The 17,070-nt window shown below is 60.8% G+C and carries 17 protein-coding genes and 1 tRNA gene; 13 read left to right on the forward strand and 5 right to left on the reverse strand.

What is annotated here, in order from left to right:
* Window positions 1-197: 197 nt before the first annotated feature.
* The 4 genes from AAFO90_RS18400 to AAFO90_RS18415 all read right to left on the reverse strand — a co-directional run bounded on the left by AAFO90_RS18400 (window position 198) and on the right by AAFO90_RS18415 (window position 3,530).
* Window positions 198-274 (reverse strand) — tRNA-Met (locus tag AAFO90_RS18400).
* Window positions 275-571: 297 nt separating this feature from the next.
* Window positions 572-1,813 (reverse strand): lytic murein transglycosylase, encoded by a 1,242-nt coding sequence (locus tag AAFO90_RS18405; RefSeq protein WP_347510306.1) that lies wholly within the window; start codon window positions 1,811-1,813, stop codon window positions 572-574.
* A 71-nt stretch (window positions 1,814-1,884) separates the two neighbouring features.
* Complete coding sequence (locus AAFO90_RS18410; RefSeq protein WP_274829670.1) at window positions 1,885-2,277, reverse strand: carboxymuconolactone decarboxylase family protein; 393 nt, start codon at window positions 2,275-2,277, stop codon at window positions 1,885-1,887.
* Window positions 2,278-2,387: 110 nt separating this feature from the next.
* Window positions 2,388-3,530: a class I SAM-dependent RNA methyltransferase gene (locus AAFO90_RS18415; RefSeq protein ID WP_347510307.1), complete on the reverse strand. Its 1,143-nt coding sequence runs from the start codon at window positions 3,528-3,530 to the stop codon at window positions 2,388-2,390.
* 300 nt (window positions 3,531-3,830) lie between these two features.
* Between AAFO90_RS18415 and AAFO90_RS18420 the strand changes: the two genes are divergently transcribed.
* The 9 genes from AAFO90_RS18420 to AAFO90_RS18460 all read left to right on the forward strand — a co-directional run bounded on the left by AAFO90_RS18420 (window position 3,831) and on the right by AAFO90_RS18460 (window position 12,516).
* Window positions 3,831-5,564, forward strand: a complete 1,734-nt coding sequence (locus AAFO90_RS18420) for an ABC transporter substrate-binding protein (RefSeq protein ID WP_347510308.1) — start codon at window positions 3,831-3,833, stop codon at window positions 5,562-5,564.
* A gap of 175 nt (window positions 5,565-5,739) precedes the next feature.
* Window positions 5,740-6,816, forward strand: a complete 1,077-nt coding sequence (locus tag AAFO90_RS18425) for an ABC transporter ATP-binding protein (protein ID WP_274829673.1) — start codon at window positions 5,740-5,742, stop codon at window positions 6,814-6,816.
* Window positions 6,817-6,825: 9 nt separating this feature from the next.
* The gene (locus AAFO90_RS18430; RefSeq protein ID WP_347510309.1) at window positions 6,826-7,899 is read left to right on the forward strand and encodes an ABC transporter ATP-binding protein; all 1,074 of its coding nucleotides are present in this window, start codon (window positions 6,826-6,828) and stop codon (window positions 7,897-7,899) included.
* Between the two features lie 6 nt (window positions 7,900-7,905).
* Window positions 7,906-8,769 (forward strand): sugar ABC transporter permease, encoded by an 864-nt coding sequence (locus AAFO90_RS18435; RefSeq protein ID WP_347510310.1) that lies wholly within the window; start codon window positions 7,906-7,908, stop codon window positions 8,767-8,769.
* A 12-nt stretch (window positions 8,770-8,781) separates the two neighbouring features.
* Window positions 8,782-9,579 (forward strand): carbohydrate ABC transporter permease, encoded by a 798-nt coding sequence (locus tag AAFO90_RS18440; RefSeq protein ID WP_065271225.1) that lies wholly within the window; start codon window positions 8,782-8,784, stop codon window positions 9,577-9,579.
* Window position 9,580: 1 nt separating this feature from the next.
* Window positions 9,581-9,859: a DUF2160 domain-containing protein gene (locus AAFO90_RS18445; RefSeq protein WP_065271226.1), complete on the forward strand. Its 279-nt coding sequence runs from the start codon at window positions 9,581-9,583 to the stop codon at window positions 9,857-9,859.
* A gap of 289 nt (window positions 9,860-10,148) precedes the next feature.
* Window positions 10,149-10,544, forward strand: coding sequence for a BlaI/MecI/CopY family transcriptional regulator (locus AAFO90_RS18450; protein ID WP_274829675.1), 396 nt, complete (start codon window positions 10,149-10,151; stop codon window positions 10,542-10,544).
* The gene (locus tag AAFO90_RS18455) at window positions 10,534-11,697 is read left to right on the forward strand and encodes a M56 family metallopeptidase (protein WP_347510311.1); all 1,164 of its coding nucleotides are present in this window, start codon (window positions 10,534-10,536) and stop codon (window positions 11,695-11,697) included. Before AAFO90_RS18450 ends, AAFO90_RS18455 begins: the two co-directional genes overlap by 11 nt.
* 156 nt (window positions 11,698-11,853) lie before the next feature.
* Window positions 11,854-12,516: a GntR family transcriptional regulator gene (locus AAFO90_RS18460; RefSeq protein ID WP_274832724.1), complete on the forward strand. Its 663-nt coding sequence runs from the start codon at window positions 11,854-11,856 to the stop codon at window positions 12,514-12,516.
* Window positions 12,517-12,520: 4 nt separating this feature from the next.
* Here the strand turns inward: AAFO90_RS18460 and AAFO90_RS18465 are convergent, their stop codons facing one another.
* Entirely contained in the window at window positions 12,521-13,474 is a 954-nt protein-coding gene (locus AAFO90_RS18465; RefSeq protein ID WP_347510312.1) for a GNAT family N-acetyltransferase, read from the reverse strand.
* Between the two features lie 278 nt (window positions 13,475-13,752).
* Here AAFO90_RS18465 and AAFO90_RS18470 point away from each other — a divergent pair, with 278 nt between their 5' ends.
* The 4 genes from AAFO90_RS18470 to AAFO90_RS18485 all read left to right on the forward strand — a co-directional run bounded on the left by AAFO90_RS18470 (window position 13,753) and on the right by AAFO90_RS18485 (window position 17,015).
* Entirely contained in the window at window positions 13,753-14,166 is a 414-nt protein-coding gene (locus tag AAFO90_RS18470; protein ID WP_347510313.1) for an FdtA/QdtA family cupin domain-containing protein, read from the forward strand.
* Window positions 14,163-15,269 carry a DegT/DnrJ/EryC1/StrS family aminotransferase gene (locus AAFO90_RS18475; RefSeq protein WP_347510314.1) on the forward strand — a complete coding sequence of 369 codons (1,107 nt, stop codon included), beginning with the start codon at window positions 14,163-14,165 and terminating at the stop codon, window positions 15,267-15,269. Before AAFO90_RS18470 ends, AAFO90_RS18475 begins: the two co-directional genes overlap by 4 nt.
* A gap of 194 nt (window positions 15,270-15,463) precedes the next feature.
* On the forward strand, window positions 15,464-16,486 hold the full coding sequence (locus AAFO90_RS18480; protein ID WP_347510316.1) for a 2-dehydropantoate 2-reductase: 1,023 nt from the start codon (window positions 15,464-15,466) through the stop codon (window positions 16,484-16,486).
* Window position 16,487: 1 nt separating this feature from the next.
* On the forward strand, window positions 16,488-17,015 hold the full coding sequence (locus AAFO90_RS18485; RefSeq protein ID WP_347510315.1) for a TetR/AcrR family transcriptional regulator: 528 nt from the start codon (window positions 16,488-16,490) through the stop codon (window positions 17,013-17,015).
* Window positions 17,016-17,070: the final 55 nt, after the last annotated feature.

The following is a 17,070-nucleotide window of genomic DNA, read 5'->3' on the forward strand; positions in this document are numbered from 1 at the left end:
CATTCGGCCACGGCGCTTCGGTCGGCAGTACTCCGCCCGCCAGGGCCAACAAGAACGTCCTCTCTACATCGTATTGATCCCACTCCTGAGACGCTTGAACGACACTGTTCCCCAAAACAAAGAAAACAGCACGCCACCCGGCCGAGGAACCGCTGTGCGCTTTTTCTTCTGTCTCTTACGATTTCTGATAGGATTTTTGGTAGCGGAGGAGGGACTTGAACCCCCGACACGCGGATTATGATTCCGCTGCTCTAACCAGCTGAGCTACTCCGCCACTCGCTGTGTGGAGGCGATTTACGGAATGGGGCCGGTGGGGTCAAGCAGGAAAATCGACTGTGCAGGATTTTCTGGTCAAAAAAATGCACTGCCTTAGAATCTTACAATATTTACAGCACCTTAAACCATCAAACAAAATGACCGCAAAGACAGGCACTGTGAAACACATCGCAGCCTTGGCACCCGAGCGTTAGGCTGACTGGACGCCTCCTCCCCTATCTCACCCGCTGCGAAGCGAAACCCGCGCTATCGCCGCGTTTCTCAGAATCACATGCTGCGCCGAGCAACGGCGCAGTCACCGCGCAAGCGCCGCCTTCATCGCAGGATCGGGGAAACAAGTCGGGGACTGCCCCGTGGCCTCCTGCCAGCGCCCGATTGAGCGGCGGGTCTTGTAACCGGCCAGCCCATCGGCGCCGCCAACATCATGCCCCTGCCCTATGAGCGTACGCTGCATGGCGGCAACATCCGACCGCAACAGCCCCCCGACACTGCCCCAGCGGGCGTGAAAGTCACCGACACCGAACTGGATGCGGTCCCCCACATGCCCCACGAACAGGGCGTATAGATCGCTCATGTTGTATTCCTTCAGGACGTAGAAATTTGGCGTCACCACGAAGGCGGGGCCGTAACGTCCGGCGGGCATCAAAAGGTACCCCTGCTGACCGCGTTCGTGTTCAGGAAAGGGACGCCCGGAGACTCGGGTGATCCCCATGGCCTCCCAATCAGAAATAAGGCGGCCCTGATCCGGGCCTTCCAGCGTGCAAGAGACGCTGCCCGGAACCGAAACCTCAAAACCCCAGTCGCGCCCAGTTTGCCAGCCATGCCGCTTCAGATAGATCCCGATTGAGGCGATGGTGTCGGCCTCTGACCCCCAGATATCCGCGCGGCCGTCGCCGTCGCCGTCTACGGCATGTTGCAGAAAGTTCGTGGGCATGAACTGCGGCTGGCCAAGGGCGCCAGCCCAGCTGCTCTTCATTGCATGGGCGGACACGTGACCTACCTCCGCGATCTGCAGCGCCGCGATCAACTCGGCCGAGAAATAGTCCGCGCGCGTGCTCATGAACCCCTTGGTGGCGAGGACCTGAAAGGCGTCATGCGGAATGGCCGCCCGCCCATAGGCGCTTTCCCGCCCCCAGATCGCGAGGATGATCCGCCCAGGCACGCCGGTCTCCCGTTCGACCCTTGTCAGACTTGCCTTGTGGCGCCGGGCCATCTGGCGCCCGGTCGCCGTGGCGCCATCAACCGTGCCACGCCCGAAGTATTTCCCAGGTTTGCCGAACTCGGCCTGCCGCTGCGTTTTCGGCGTCTTGGCCGGGGCGCCAGGGGGCACCAGATCGGGCAGCTTCCAGTTCAGTGTCACGCCGTCAAAGGCGGCCTTGAACGTGCGACGCGAGACACCCGCCTGCCGAGCCTGCGGCCAGACCTCCTGCCGCAACCAGGTCTGGAACTGGCGCTCAATGGCGGCGTGGTCCTGGGCCAAGGCCGAGCCGGGGCCGCCCAGCAGCAGAAAAATAACAACCAGAGCTCGCAAAACCATGAGGGGCCTTCCGGGAAACAAACATCCTGCTGATTCCACCCGATCACGGGCCCAATGACAAGGGCTGAGCCTCAGCTCTCCGCGTTAGCCTCGGCCAGAACCTGCCGGGCCACCCGGAAGCACTCCAGCGCCTGCGGTACTCCGCAATAAATCCCGATCACATGAATAATCGCCCGCAGTTCATCCTGTGTGACACCATTGTTCAGCGCCCCTTTGCAGTGAGTTTCCCACTCCTGCATCTTGCCCAGCGCGCCGATCATGGAAAGGTTCATCATCGACCGGGTCTTGGCATCGATGACATCATCGCCCCAGCCAAACCCCCAGCACCAGGCGGTCATCGCCTCCTGAAAGGGGCGGCTGAAATCATCCGCAGCGGCTAGATTGGCATCTACATATTCCGCCCCAAGGGTGGCGCGGCGCTGCTCAAGCCCCTTGAGAAACAGATCTTCGTCAAATGTGCTCATGCTGCGGCTCCGTGAATGCAAGATTTGGCGCCGGGTTCAGATAGCCCGGCGCAGCCAAGATGCCACTGATCTCAGCAGTATGGCCAGCATTGTCACATCAGAACGATGGATCAGGGCAGCGGAGCAGTCCGGAACAGACGGATCTTCAACCCGCCGTGTGCGACCGGTGCCCCGAAGGGTAGAAAAGGCAGTTGGGTCGCCTTTGCCAGACCGGTTTCGCTGGTCACGATACCCACCTGCCAGCCGGAAAATCGCTCTTTCAGGACCTGCCCCAGCGCGCCGTAAAGCGCGAAAAGCAGTTTCTTGTTGCCGATCCGCGCCCCATAAGGCGGGTTCACGATCACCAGCCCGGGCGCCCCCTCGGGCGGCATCAGATCGCTTACCGCAGCCTGCGAAAAGGACGTGCAGCCTGCAACACCCGCACGGGCGGCATTGGCAGTGGCCATCTCCACCGCGCCCGCATTCCGGTCGGATCCGTAGAACCGCAGCGGGGTCTCCTGCGAAACGACTGCGGCTTTCATCGCGGCAAAAGCATCCGCATCAAATGTCGCAAGTTGCTCAAAGGCAAAGCTGCGGCTGCGCCCGGGCGCCAGCCCCATGGCGATCTCGGCGGCCTCGATCACGAAGGTGCCGGAGCCGCACATCGGGTCCACTACTGTCTGGCTTCCGTCGAACCCGCATTCGCGCAGAAACAGCGCCGCCAGATTTTCCCGCATCGGCGCCTTGCCCACCGCCGATTTGTGGCCACGCTTGTGAAGCCCCTCGCCCGAAGTATCGACGCTGAACTGGCACAGGTTGTCCTCAATCCGGCATTTCAGCGTCACGCCTGCGCCGCTCATCTCATCACTGGCATTGGGCGGAATGATTGTGGCGCCCAGCTCTTCGGACAGGGCCCGTTCGATCCGCTGGGCGGCGGCGCCTGCGTGGTAGATTTTTGACTTCTTGTTGGTCGCCACCTCGACGCGGATCGGAACATCCGCGCGCAGTACATCCGCCCACGGAAATTTCCGGGCGCGTTTGTCCAGTTGCGCAAGGTGGAAGGCCCGGAAAGCTCCGATCCGCGCCAGCACGCGCGCCGCGCCGCGCAGGTACAGGTTGGCGCGCCAGACCTCGGGCCAGCCGCCCTGCACCGTGACACCGCCGGGAACAGCCCGGGGATCGGAAAATTTTAGCTCACGCGCCTCGGCCAGCAGGGCCTGTTCAAGCCCCGGCGCCGCGGTCAGAAAGATCTCGAATGTGGATTCATCTGTCATGGCACCTTCCTTAGCCGGAAACTCAGAACACCGCGACGGGAAAACGCGATTCTCCCAGCGCCCTCGCCATCCCCACAACAAGAGCCACCAATCCGGTTGATGCTGCGGTGCGGCAGCGGATTTTCGCTGCGCCCGCATTGCAAACAGGTATCTCTAGATCAACTTTAATCACAATATTGTCAGACACTTACATCATTACTAATTTTTTAGTTTGACAATCCGCCGCACCCTATGAAACTCCTGTAGCAGTCAGGTGCGAGCAACGCACATCTGGCCTTACTGACTTTAGGGAGGAGAAAGATGCGGAAGTATCTTTTGTCCGCAGCAGCGGTTTGCGCCGTGGTTGCGGGCCAAGCAGCATATGCCGACGAGGCAGCTGCCAAGAAATGGATTGATGAAGAATTCCAGCCATCGGCCCTGTCCAAGGAAGAACAACTGTCCGAGATGCAGTGGTTCATTCAGGCGGCAGAGCCTTACAAGGGCATGGAAATCAACGTGCTGTCCGAGGGTATCCCCACGCACAGCTATGAATCGGAAGTTCTGACAAAAGCCTTTGAAGAAATCACCGGCATCAAGGTGAACCACCAGATCCTTGGTGAGGGCGAAGTCGTTCAGGCGGTTCAGACCCAAATGCAGACCAAGCGGAACCTCTATGACGCCTACGTCAACGATTCCGACCTGATCGGCACCCACTCGCGTCTGCAGCTTGCTTATAACCTCAGCGACATGATGGAAGGCGATTTCAAGGCGGTGACCAACCCCGGTCTCGACCTCGACGACTTCATGGGCACCCAGTTCACCACCGGTCCCGATGGCGATCTGTACCAGCTGCCCGACCAACAGTTCGCGAACCTCTACTGGTTCCGCAAAGACTGGTTCGACCGTGAAGACCTGCAAGCGGCCTTCAAAGAGAAATACGGCTACGATCTGGGCGTTCCGGTTAACTGGTCCGCATATGAGGACATCGCTGAATTCTTCTCGGAAGATGTGAAGAACATCGATGGCGTCGATATCTACGGCCACATGGACTACGGCAAACGCGCGCCTGACCTTGGCTGGCGGATGACCGACGCCTGGCTGTCGATGGCGGGCGCAGGCTCCAAAGGTGAGCCGAACGGTGTGCCGATCGACGAATGGGGCATCCGCATGGAAGCGGGCACCTGCAACCCGGTTGGTGCCAGCGTCACCCGCGGTGGTGCCGCGAACGGCCCGGCTGCGGTCTATGCGATCCGCAAATGGGACGAATGGCTGCGCAAATACGCGCCTCCGGGTGCGGCGTCTTATGACTTCTACCAGTCCCTGCCCGCCCTGGCCCAAGGCAACGTGGCACAGCAGATCTTCTGGTACACCGCCTTCACCGCAGACATGGTGAAGCCGAAGTCCGAAGGCAACAACACCGTCGACGACAGCGGCACCCCGCTGTGGCGCATGGCACCCTCTCCGCATGGCCCCTACTGGGAAGAAGGCCAGAAGGTCGGCTATCAGGACGTGGGTTCCTGGACCTTCCTCAACTCCACTCCGCTGGACCGCGCGCAGGCTGCATGGCTCTACGCTCAGTTCGTGGTGTCGAAAACCGTGGACGTGAAGAAATCCCACGTGGGTCTCACCTTCATCCGCGACAGCTCGGTCAACCACCAGAGCTTCTCTGAACGTGCCGAGAAACTCGGTGGTCTGGTGGAATTCTATCGTTCGCCCGACCGCGTGGCATGGTCGCCGACCGGTGTGAACGTTCCGGACTATCCCAAGCTGGCCCAGATCTGGTGGCAGCAGATCGGTGACGTAAACTCCGGCGCCTTCACGCCGCAGGAAGCGATGGATCGTCTTGCTCAGGAAATGGACATCACCATGAGCCGGATGCAGCGCGCTGACGAGCAGGCCAACATCTACGGCGGCTGTGGTCCGCGCCTGAACGAAGAGAAGGACGCGGAATGGTGGTACGCCAATGGCGGCGCCAAGCCGAAGCTGGAGAACGAGAAGCCTCAGGGCCAGACCGTCAACTATGACGAGCTGGTTGCCCGCTGGGCCAAGAACTAAGGGCTCCCTCCCCGCCGGGCGGCTCTCCGCCCGGCCGACCCACCCCGAAGCGGCCCATGTCCTGCTTCGGGGCATTTGCAAACCCCACGGAAGCGCGGATCGCGCTTTGGCTCTCTCGCCGACGCCCGCAGCGGCGCAGCGCAAGCGGGCCCATTCTCCGGAAAGACCAACCAAGATGGCTCTTGAACTTAAAAACGTGGTCAAGCGCGTCGGCGCGATTGAGCACATAAAAGACACGTCTCTGATACTGGAGAGCGGTCACTTCAACGTCCTTCTGGGCGCCACCGGGTCGGGCAAGACCTCATTGATCAAACTGATGGCCGGGCTGGACCCGATTGCCAGCGGCAGCGTGTGGATGGAAGGCCGGGACGTGACCCGCCTCAACACCCAGAAACGCAACATTAGCTTGGTGCACCAATTCTTTATCAACTACCCGCACATGACGGTTTTTGAAAACATCGCCTCCCCCTTGAAGGTCGCAGGCATGGCAAAATCCGAAATCGAAGGTCGGGTGGAAGACGCCGCGGATATCCTGCAGTTGCGCCCGATGCTGCACCGGCGCCCGCATGAGCTCTCTGGCGGACAGCAGCAACGCTGCGCCCTTGCCCGCGCGATTGCCAAGGAAAGCCAGGCAGTGTTCCTGGACGAACCGCTGGCGAACCTCGATTACAAACTGCGCGAAGAACTGCGCGACCAGCTACCAGAGCTTTTCGCCGGACGTGGTGCCGTTGTGGTCTATGCCACCTCGGAACCCGAAGAAGCGTTGCTGCTGGGCGGTAAGACCGCGCTGATGCGCGATGGCCGCGTTACCCAGTTCGGCCCCACCGCAGAGATCTACCGCGACCCGCAAAACGTGGCCGCGGCCCGGGTGTTCTCGGATCCGCCGATCAACACCGCCGAAATCACCAAACAGGGTAACATGGCCCGGCTGACCCCGGATGTGACCTGGGTTCTGGAGGGCGCTGCCGCAGATCTGGCGGATGGCACCTATACCGTCGCAATCCGCCCCTATCACGTGCTGCCCGTCGCCACCACGCAGGCCACGGTCCGCATCGCCGGACGCGTGCAGGTGACCGAGCTTTCGGGCTCCGAAAGCAGCGCCCATTTCGATCTGGGCCTTGGCAGCACTCAGGGCAGCTGGGTCTCCCTTTCGGCCGGGGTTCACCCCTACCAGGTCGGCGAAATGCATGATTTCTATATGGATCCATCCGCGTGCTATTTCTTTGCACCCGATGGCTCCCGCGTGGCGTGAGGCAAGACGATGGCAAAAATCACCCTTTCAAAACTGCGCCACAGCTACCTTCCGGCGCCGACATCAGCTTCCGACTATGCGCTGAAGGAAATCGATCTCGACTGGTCCGACGGCGGCGCCTATGCGCTGCTTGGTCCCTCGGGTTGTGGCAAATCCACCCTGCTGAACATCATCTCAGGGCTTCTGGTGCCTTCCGAAGGTCAGATCCTGTTTGACGGTCAGGACGTCACCAAACTCCCCCCCGACCAGCGCAATATCGCGCAGGTGTTCCAGTTCCCGGTGATCTACGACACCATGACGGTTTACGACAACCTCGCCTTCCCGCTGCGCAATCGTGGCCGGGACGAGGCCATCGTACGCGAACGCGTCATGGCGATTGCCGAGATGCTGGAAGTCACCGAGATGCTGAACCAGAAGGCCGCAGGGTTGTCACCTGACAACAAGCAGAAGATCTCGATGGGCCGTGGCCTCGTGCGCGAGGACGTGAACGTGGTCATGTTCGACGAACCGCTCACCGTGATCGACCCGCATCTGAAGTGGAAGCTGCGCTCCAAGCTGAAAGAGCTGCACCAGCGCGTGAAGGCGACGATGATCTACGTCACCCACGACCAGACCGAAGCGCTGACCTTTGCCGATCAGGTGGTGGTGATGCAGCTTGGCGAAGTGGTGCAGATCGGCACGCCGGTTGAGCTGTTCGAACGCCCCGCGCACACGTTTGTCGGCCATTTCATCGGCTCGCCGGGCATGAACATCCTGCCCTGCACCTTTGACGGAGAGGCAAAGATCGAAGGCCAGCCAGTCGCCCTCGAAGGCCCCGTGCGCGGCACCCCTAATGGCAAGACCGAGATCGGCATCCGCCCGGAGTTCGTCTCGCTCTCAGACAGCGGCCTGCCCGCCACCGTAACCAAGGTGTCCGACATCGGCCGCCACACGGTGGTCGAATGCAACTGCCTTGGCCACAAGGTCAACGCCGTGATCGAGGAAGGCGCCGCCCCGCACAAAGGCGATGAAACCCACCTCGCCTTCCGCCAAGACCAGACCCGCCTTTACGTGGACGGCTGGCTCGCCACAGACCCGGAGTAACAGCAAATGAAAACCGAAAACCAAAAAGCATGGTTCTTTGTGCTGCCGGTCCTGTTGCTGGTGGCCTTTAATGCGCTCATCCCGATGATGACCGTCGTCAACTACTCGGTACAGGAAACCTTCGGCGACAACGTCTTCTTCTGGCAAGGGCTCGACTGGTTCGAACAGATCCTGCGCTCCGACCGGTTCCACGCCGCCCTCGGACGACAGTTCCTCTTTACCTTTTTGATCCTGATCATCGAGGTGCCCTTGGGCATCGCGATTGCGCTGTCGATGCCACGCAAAGGGTTCTGGGTGCCGGTTTGCCTCGTGCTGATGGCGCTGCCGATGCTGATCCCCTGGAACGTGGTGGGCGCGATGTGGAACATCTTCACCCTCCCCGATATCGGCCTTCTGGGCTTCTTCCTGAACCACACGCTCGGCATCAACTACGACATGACGCAGGATCCGGTCGCGGCCTGGGTGACCATCGTCACCATGGACGTCTGGCACTGGACCTCGCTGGTGGTGCTTCTGTCCTATGCAGGTCTCGTCTCAATCCCCGACGCCTATTATCAGGCAGCCAAGATCGACGGCGCCTCGAACTGGGCAGTGTTCCGGTTCATCCAGCTGCCCAAGATGAAAACCGTCCTGACCATCGCGATCCTGCTCAGGTTCATGGACAGCTTCAACATCTACACCGAGCCTTTCGTTCTGACCGGCGGTGGCCCCGGCAACTCCACCACGCTCCTGTCGATCGATCTGGTGAAAATCGCGCTGGGTCAGTTCGACCTCGGCCCCGCCGCCGCGATGTCGCTCATCTACTTTGCAATCACGCTTCTGGTCAGCTGGCTGTTCTACACGCTGATGACCAAAGACGATCAGAATTAAGGGAGGGATCAGATGCAGAAACGTTCCATCGTCCCCATCGTCTATATCCTGTTCCTCATGCTGCCGATCTACTGGCTGGTGGCGATGAGCTTCAAGACAACCAATGAAATCCTCGCGGGCTTTTCGCTCTTTCCACAGACCTTCACGCTGGAGAACTACAAGGTCATCTTCACCGATCCGACCTGGTACTGGGGTTATATCAACTCGATCCTCTACGTGACGATCAACACGGTAATTTCGGTCGCGGTGGCCCTGCCGGCCGCCTATGCCTTCAGCCGCTACCGCTTTCTGGGTGACAAGCAGCTGTTCTTCTGGCTGCTCACCAACCGGATGGCCCCGGCAGCGGTCTTTGCTCTGCCCTTTTTCCAGCTATATTCGGCCGTCGGGCTGTTCGACACCCATCTGGCGGTGGCGCTGGCGCACTGCCTGTTCAACATCCCGCTCGCGGTCTGGATTCTCGAAGGTTTCATGGGCGGCATTCCCAAGGAACTCGACGAGACCGCCTATGTGGATGGCTATTCCTTCCCGCGGTTCTTTGCCGTGATCTTCATCCCCTCGATCAAGGCCGGGGTCGGCGTTGCTGCCTTCTTCTGCTTCATGTTCTCCTGGGTGGAGCTGCTGCTGGCCAAAACCCTGACAGCCGTGGCGGCCAAACCCATCGCCGCCACCATGACCAAAACCGCCTCCAGCGCCGGCTATGAGCTGGGCCTTCTGGCGGCTGCGGGCACATTGACAATCATTCCGGGCGCCATCGTGATTTGGTTCGTCCGCAACTACATCGCAAAGGGTTTTGCGATGGGGAGGGTTTGACATGCTATCATGGATGGCCTGGACCTGGCCGACGGCGCTGGTCTTTATCGGTATCTTTTCTGCAATCGGCGTTCTCATCGCGCTTGAGATCCGTCACCCCGGCGGCGACCTGCGCAAGGGGGTCCTGGGGCTTGAAACCACTCGCGGCGACCGGCTGTTCATCAGCCTCCTCGGGACCGCCTATATCTTTCTGGCCTGGCTCGGTCTGATCGGCATGCCCCTGTGGATCCCGCTCGGCCTGTCTATCGCCTGGGGCGTCTTCTGCTTCTGGAAGGTGTGACGGCGGGCCCACCCGGCGGGTCAAGGAGGCCGAAGGCCCCGCCAAAGGCGGCTTGTCCTTGACGCGCAAACCTTCAATACCCTTGAAAACGGCCTTGAGAGGCAGATCTGCCCCTCAAGGCCTTCTCAGCAAATCGGGCCTTTTCTGCTGGTACACAGAGGTCTCTGCACCGCGAAGTCGGGCAACCAGCAATCTGCGCGCCTGGCCTCTGCTAAAAAAATAGTTTTCAACCCCTCCCCCTTTCCCCTAGCATAAGCGGAAGACCAAAATGGATCAGGCAACTGCGCGCATGCGAAAGAAACAGGACAAATCGCTCCTCACCGAAGTGGAACTGGAGTTCATGACCGTGGTCTGGGAAACCGGCGGCGGCACCGTGCGCGATATTCTGGCCGAGCTGAACAAGGTGCAGGAACGCGCCTATACCTCGGTCGCAACCGTCCTGAAAATCATGGAACAGAAGGGTTTCCTTACCAGTGAACGGGCCGACCGCTCACTGGTCTACCGCCCCGCCGTTCCCAAGGCAGAGTACCAGAAAACATCTCTGAAAAACCTTTCGAGCAAACTCTTCAACGGAGCCCCGGCCGCCCTTGTTGCCCGGCTTGTAGATGATGAGGACGTGACCGACGAAATGCTCGAAGAGATGAGAGCGCTTCTGGAGGAAAGGCTGGGGGACAATGCAACCTGATGCTCTACTGAATGCCTATCTTGATCTGAACCTGCTGCTGTTTGCGGGCGCGGCGCTCTGGCTGGTCGCGCGAAAACTGCTGTCCCGCAGCGCTTTCGGCTCGACCTACCGTCCGCAATTGCAGCTGCTGAACACGGTGACGCTGCTGCTCGCGCTGTCTCCGCTGCTGGTTTTGGCCCTGACCAGCCTGGTCTTTGCCCATCCGCCCAACCTGTCGGACCTTCTCGTTGCGCAATATCTGCAGGGTCATGTCGGGATGAGCGCAACCCGGTTCGAGGATCTTCTGGGCCTGCGCGAGGATCTGGTTCGCACCCTGACCAGCGATCGACCTCTCTGGGCACAGGCGACGCTGGCCGCTCTGGCCGCGGGCGCGGCCTTCTGCACGGCGCAATTGGCGGTGTCGGTCCTGCGCCTGCGGCGCAGCCTGCGGCAGGCCTTTGCCTGGAAGCGCATCGGCAGCGTGCGGGTGCTGTTGTCTGATGAGGCCCGCGTCGCCTATTCCACCCGCAGTCTTTTTACGCGCTACGTGGTTCTGCCGACCGCCCTGCTGGAGGATCCGCAGGATCTGCGCCTGACCGTCGCGCATGAATTGCAGCACTTCCGGCAGCGCGACATCGAATGCGAATTTCTCCTCGATGCGCTGCGACCGCTACTGTTCTGGAATCCCGCCTTCTACCTGTGGCGCCGCGAAGTACGGCTGCTGCGTGAATTTGCCTGCGATCAGGCGATGATGGCACGGCCTCATTTCGATCTGCGCGCCTATTGCGAATGCCTGATCCGCGCCTGCGCCCATGCGGCCAAGGACCCGGTACTGTTTGCCCGCCGCAGCCCTGCGGTGGCCCTGGTGGATCGCCGCGAAACAGCTCGTGGCGCATCAGCGCTGGAGCGCCGCCTGCTCACCGTGACCGCCGACCAGAGCGCAGCCGAGAACCCGCTGGGCTGGGCCATCATCTCGGGCCTTATGGTTGCTGCGGTGATGACAACAGCGCTGTTGCTGCAACGCCCTGCCGACTGGAGCCATGATCGGATCATGCTCTCAACCATCGTGAACCTTGAGCGCATGGCCAGCCGCGCGGCCACCACTCCGCAGACCGCCTCCGCCGCCCTGACAGGCAGCTTCACGACCGCTGGTTTTGGCGCGGATCGCCCGTAACAGGCAGGCACTTCCCTCCACCGTCTTTCTTCCCTGCTTGCCTTTGCAAGCGATTTCCGCGCGCGACCTGTCCTGGGTCTGCAGCGGATAATTGCGGCCAAACCTTTGCAGAACCCGCAAAAGATCCTATCAAGGCTTCAGGAGGAGCCAAACCGAATGAAGCTGAACCCCGTCGATATCTCGAAAACCGCCTCGGCCTCGTCGATCGTTTTCGAAGCCCTGCGCAAGGCCATCATCGAAGGTGACCTGAAAGAGGGCGAACCGCTGCGGCAGGATGAAATCGCCGGGCTATTCAACACCAGCCGGATCCCGGTCCGCGAGGCGATCTCGCGGCTTGAGGAACAGGGACTGGTCAAGACCCAGCGGTACAAGGGCGCGGTTGTGTCTGGCCTTTCCCCGGAAGAGGCACAGGAGATTTTTGATCTGCGGGCGCTGATCGAACCCGAAGTGATCCGCCGCGCGGTCCCGCAGATGACGCCAGAGGTCCTAGAACAGGCCCGCCAGTGTCTGGAAGCGTTTTCCGCATCGGACGATCCCCTGACCTGGGGCCAGCTGAACCGGGATTTCCATTCGCAGCTCTACGCGGCTAGCGGCCTGCAATATCATCTCGATGTGATCGACAATGCCATGGACCGGGTGGACAGATATTTGCGCGCGCAACTGGTGCTGTCCAATGGCATGCAGCGCGCCCATGAAGAGCATCTTGCCATTCTTGAGGCCTGCAGCAACGGCGATGCCGCCCTGGCAGCAGAGCTGACACGTGCGCATATCGCGGATGCCTGCACCTCGCTGGTAGAGAACATCGCAAACCTGCGCTGACGCCTTAGCTTGTCCGATCCAGAGACAAGCGAAACTGCTGATACAGCGTCGTCCGGGCGCCGAACATTTCCTTTTGCCGCACCAGCCCTTCATTGAGGGCACGACCCTGTTCGGTGGTTGAGATGCCAAAATCAAACCAGTCCCGGCCCGCGAAAACATCCGTCAGCAAGGTCTGAACGATGACGTCCACACCGCCATGCTGGCGTCCCCGCTCGGACGAGGCGATGTATTGCACATGGACCGTCCTGCCACAGTCAAAGATCACCAGCGCCGACACCATCTCGCCGCCATCAAAGGCACCGAACAGTCGGATATTGTCCGGGAAACGCCCGGCCAGCAGCTCAATTTCGGCCAGGCTGTGCACGGGTTTTGCGTCGTGGCGATCCTCCAGAACCCGGGTCAGCAGATCCCAGCACATCGCCCAGTCGCGGCTTTCCCGCACGTCCAGCCCTGCCTTGCGCGCCTTGCGCACCCCATCCTTCTTGCCACTGCCAAATGGCAGGCGGTGCGGGATTGCGATGGTCGAGGACACATCTGCCCGCACCGTGTCCGCCCCGTAACGGAACAAGGCGTATAGATCCTCCTCCGCCGGCTGATCGTGATAGATATGGGGGATCGCCTTGTAGTGCAGCGTGGTCAGCCCCGCCGTGCGAAGATAGGCCATCAGGCTGTCAAACAACGCCAGCATCCGGGCCGCGCCCATTTTGGCCCCTGAGATGAGGCCGCCATAGGTTAGCCCACCGTGCGAGACAAGATCATCACCCTGACGGTTGGCAGGCAGCAACGCGATAATCTTGCCCGCCTCGAAAAACATCAAAGAGTGATCCTCGAACCGGTCCGCATGGTAGTCCATGAAGCCGCGATCAAACAGGAAGGTTCCGTTCTTGGACGCCCTGACAAAGGCATTCCAGGCATCCGCCTGCTCGGGCATGTATCGGTGGATCTCGATCCCGCTCATGCCAAGGAAACCGGTGTGGCGGCGGGGGCTTCAGCCTCTGCTCCGTTGGCGGCCATCGGGTGCGGAGTGCGCCCCGTGGGTCGTGGCGGTTTCTGCAGTACTTTCATGGCTGTGTTCCCGTTGTTCCCTCAGGCCCTAGGTCCGGAGCCATGAATTCGATTGAACGTTACCTACAATATGCTAGACAACTTCGCCAAGGGACAAAGCCCTGTACCGCCAGTGCGAGTTCCCCGGATCGGCAGGGATAAGCGCCCGGCCCGGATCAGCGGAGATTGGATTTGCCACTCGAAGATTGCCAGTTCATCGACCTCCCGAAGATCGAGGATGCCCGCGGGAACCTGACCTTCATCGAAGGCATGAACCACATCCCCTTTGACATCAAACGGGTATACTATCTTTACGATGTGCCCGGCGGGTCGGACCGTGGGGCACATGCCCACAAGGGGCTGCATCAGTTCATGATTGCCATGTCCGGCAGTTTCGACGTGGTTCTTGATGATGGGATAAACAAGAAGCGGTTTCACCTCAACCGCTCCTATTTCGGCATCTACATCTGCCCGATGATGTGGCGTTATCTCGACAATTTCTCCTCCGGAGCCGTCTGTATGGTGCTGGCCTCTGCCCCCTATGAGGAAAGCGATTACATCCGCGACTACGACAGTTTTCTGGCCGAAGCGGCAGCGCGGCGATGAGTGTACCCTTTCTCGACCTCAAGGCAGCCTATGATGAGCTGGCGGCGCAGGCGGAGCCTGAAATGCTGCGGGCGTTGCGCTCAGGCTGGTACATCCTGGGCCCTGAAGTCGAGCGCTTCGAAACCGCCTTTGCGCAATACTGTGGCACCAGCCATGCGATTGGCGTTGCCAATGGGTTGGATGCGCTGCGCATCGCACTGATGGCAGTCGGAGTCGGCGCCGGGGACAAGGTGCTGGTGCCCTCCAATACCTATATCGCCACCTGGCTGGCCGTCAGCCAATGCGGCGCAACCCCTGTTCCGGTCGAGCCGGACGCCAGGACCCACAACATCACTGCAGAGGGCATCCGCGCGGCCATGGCGCCGGGCGTCAAGGCAGTGATCCCCGTGCATCTTTATGGGCAACCTGCCAATATGCCTGCAATCATGGCGGTGGCACGGGAATTTGACCTGAAAGTCATCGAAGACGCTGCTCAAGCGCATGGAGCCCGCTGGGGTGACACCCGGATCGGCGGGCATGGCGATGTGGCCTGCTGGAGTTTCTACCCCGGCAAAAACCTTGGCGCGCTTGGCGATGGCGGCGGGCTGACGACAAACGATCCTGAGATTGCAGACCGCATGCGGATCCTGCGCAACTATGGATCGCGTGAAAAATACAAGAACGAGGTTCCCGGCCTCAACAGCCGCCTAGATCCCGTGCAGGCCGCCTTTCTTTCGGTGAAACTGCAGGTTCTGGACAGCTGGAACGCGCGCCGGGCAGAGGTCGCCGCCAGCTATCAAGAGGCCTTTGCCGATCTGGACCTGATCCTGCCAGAGGTCGCAACCGAGGCGGCGCCCGTGTGGCATCTGTATGTCGTCCGCCATCCGCACCGTGATACCCTAGCCGCCATACTGGCCGAGGCAGGCGTGCAGACGCTTGTACATTATCCGATCCCACCCCATGCCCAGCAAGCCTATGCAAGCCTTGGTATGACCGACCATGACCTGCCTCTCGCGCGCCAACTGGCCGATGAGGTGCTGAGCCTGCCAATCGGCCCGCATCTGAGCGCCGCGCAAATAGAACAGGTGATCTCGGCAACCCGCAGCGCCCTCAAAACGCTCTGACCAGACCAACAACGGTCATTTGAGCGGCGTCGCGCCTACCCGTTACCAATATTTTACCGCAAAACGGGAAAATATTTCCGCGGAACGGTGAATGATTGTAGAACTGCCGCACGGCGCGTCAGGGGGCAGAGCGCGCTATCCATTTCTATTCCACTGTCTGACCTGGCCTCGGTCTGGAGAACGCTCGATTGAACGTGACACCCCGAAGAGTTGTCTTTCTGGGCGCCGGAGCGATCGGGTGTTTCCTCGGCGCGCATTGGGCAGCGGCCGTGCAGGCGGCAGGCGGGCGTCTTGGCCTGATCGGACGGGCCGCCACTTGGGCACAGATCGGTGCCAGACCGCTGCGACTGACCGGCGGCACGGCGGCGGACACTGACCTGTCGCTTCTGGACCTGCACGACAGCCCCGAGGCCTTGTCAGAGGCCGATCTTATCGTGCTGACGCTCAAATCCATCGGGCTGGAGCGGGCGATCGAAGAGATCCGCGCCTACGCCGCCGAAGGAACGCCGATCCTCTGCCTGCTGAACGGAGTGTCCGCGGTGGAGCAGCTGCGTGCCGCCCTTCCCGCTCATCCGGTCATCGCCGGTATGGTGCCCTTCAATGTAGTCTGGGCATCCGGCAACCACCTGCATCGGTCCAGCGCCGGGCAGCTGAAGTTGGAACGCACCCCAGTCAGCGCTGCCCTTGCCGAGATCATCGCAGCCACCGGCGCCCCGGCAGAGCTGCAGGATGCGCTGACGCCCATTCAATACGGCAAGCTGCTGTTGAACCTGATCAATCCGATCAACGCCCTCAGCGGCCTGCCACTTCATGCCATGCTCTGCCAATCGGGGTACCGCCGGATATACGCGGCCACGCTGCGCGAAGCGCTCCGGGTCTATGACGAAGCAGGGGTTACCTGGCAGACCGTCGGTCCCCTCTCCCCGCGGCTGGTGCAATGGTTGCTGCGTTTGCCCGACGCGCTGTTCAATAGGACATTACTGCGGCTTCAGAAACTCGATCCGGCGTCGATGACCTCCATGGCCGTCGATCTGGCCGCGGGCAGGCCCACCGAAATCGATGCGATCACCGGCGAAATCCTGCGCCTGGCCGCATCTGCCGACTGCCCGGCGCCCATCAACACTGCCCTGTTCAATCTGATCAAAGCCCATGAGGCCGCGCCGACGCCACAGCAAGGCCATTCGGCAGCCGCCCTGGCCCAACTGCTGAGACTGTAAGATGACCCCGTCCGCACAAACACCCATGGTCTTTGGCCCGCTGAAAACACGGAACACGCCGAAACAGGCCCGCGCTGTCCAGCGGATCCACATCATTCTGACCGCTACGGCTGATCTCTTGTCAGGTCATCCGGTGCAAACGATCACGACCACACAGATTGCCACTCATGCCGGGATCCCGGTCAGCTCCATTTACCGCTATTTCTCCGATGTGGAGCATGTGTTGCGCGAGCTCTACCTGCAAAGCGCGCAGGAACTGCGGGACAAGGTTCTGGAGACGCTGGAAAACACCGAAACAAGACCGGGCTGGCGCGACAGGTTGCATCACATCATCCTTACCCAGAGAGACTATGTAAGGAACAATCCTTACTACCGTCTGCTGCTGATGTATTTCGTCTCGGCCCGTCCAGCAGTCGCTGCCCGAGACCGGGAACGTGAATACACCACCGAACTAATGGAGGTCGTGTCGCGAATGCTGTGGAAATTCCCTGGCGGCGCGCTCCGGGCATGTGAAGGGTCGGTGTTTTAGGCTGCGAGGTCAAGGGGCATGGGTTCGAGGGGCTGAGAGAGGGTTTCCCAGCCGT

The sequence above is a fragment of the Phaeobacter sp. CAU 1743 genome (assembly GCF_039839315.1).
GTDB classification, from domain to species: Bacteria; Pseudomonadota; Alphaproteobacteria; order Rhodobacterales; family Rhodobacteraceae; genus Phycobacter; species Phycobacter gallaeciensis_A.

What these genes read in the sequence shown, in the direction of transcription:
- AAFO90_RS18405 (WP_347510306.1), bottom strand. Translation starts at nt 1,813, where the DNA reads ATGGTTTTGCGAGCTCTGGTTGTTATTTTTCTGCTGCTGGGCGGCCCC.
- AAFO90_RS18410 (WP_274829670.1), bottom strand. Translation starts at nt 2,277, where the DNA reads ATGAGCACATTTGACGAAGATCTGTTTCTCAAGGGGCTTGAGCAGCGC.
- AAFO90_RS18415 (WP_347510307.1), bottom strand. Translation starts at nt 3,530, where the DNA reads ATGACAGATGAATCCACATTCGAGATCTTTCTGACCGCGGCGCCGGGG.
- AAFO90_RS18420 (WP_347510308.1), top strand. Translation starts at nt 3,831, where the DNA reads ATGCGGAAGTATCTTTTGTCCGCAGCAGCGGTTTGCGCCGTGGTTGCG.
- AAFO90_RS18425 (WP_274829673.1), top strand. Translation starts at nt 5,740, where the DNA reads ATGGCTCTTGAACTTAAAAACGTGGTCAAGCGCGTCGGCGCGATTGAG.
- AAFO90_RS18430 (WP_347510309.1), top strand. Translation starts at nt 6,826, where the DNA reads ATGGCAAAAATCACCCTTTCAAAACTGCGCCACAGCTACCTTCCGGCG.
- AAFO90_RS18435 (WP_347510310.1), top strand. Translation starts at nt 7,906, where the DNA reads ATGAAAACCGAAAACCAAAAAGCATGGTTCTTTGTGCTGCCGGTCCTG.
- AAFO90_RS18440 (WP_065271225.1), top strand. Translation starts at nt 8,782, where the DNA reads ATGCAGAAACGTTCCATCGTCCCCATCGTCTATATCCTGTTCCTCATG.
- AAFO90_RS18445 (WP_065271226.1), top strand. Translation starts at nt 9,581, where the DNA reads ATGCTATCATGGATGGCCTGGACCTGGCCGACGGCGCTGGTCTTTATC.
- AAFO90_RS18450 (WP_274829675.1), top strand. Translation starts at nt 10,149, where the DNA reads ATGCGAAAGAAACAGGACAAATCGCTCCTCACCGAAGTGGAACTGGAG.
- AAFO90_RS18455 (WP_347510311.1), top strand. Translation starts at nt 10,534, where the DNA reads ATGCAACCTGATGCTCTACTGAATGCCTATCTTGATCTGAACCTGCTG.
- AAFO90_RS18460 (WP_274832724.1), top strand. Translation starts at nt 11,854, where the DNA reads ATGAAGCTGAACCCCGTCGATATCTCGAAAACCGCCTCGGCCTCGTCG.
- AAFO90_RS18465 (WP_347510312.1), bottom strand. Translation starts at nt 13,474, where the DNA reads ATGAGCGGGATCGAGATCCACCGATACATGCCCGAGCAGGCGGATGCC.
- AAFO90_RS18475 (WP_347510314.1), top strand. Translation starts at nt 14,163, where the DNA reads ATGAGTGTACCCTTTCTCGACCTCAAGGCAGCCTATGATGAGCTGGCG.
- AAFO90_RS18485 (WP_347510315.1), top strand. Translation starts at nt 16,488, where the DNA reads ATGACCCCGTCCGCACAAACACCCATGGTCTTTGGCCCGCTGAAAACA.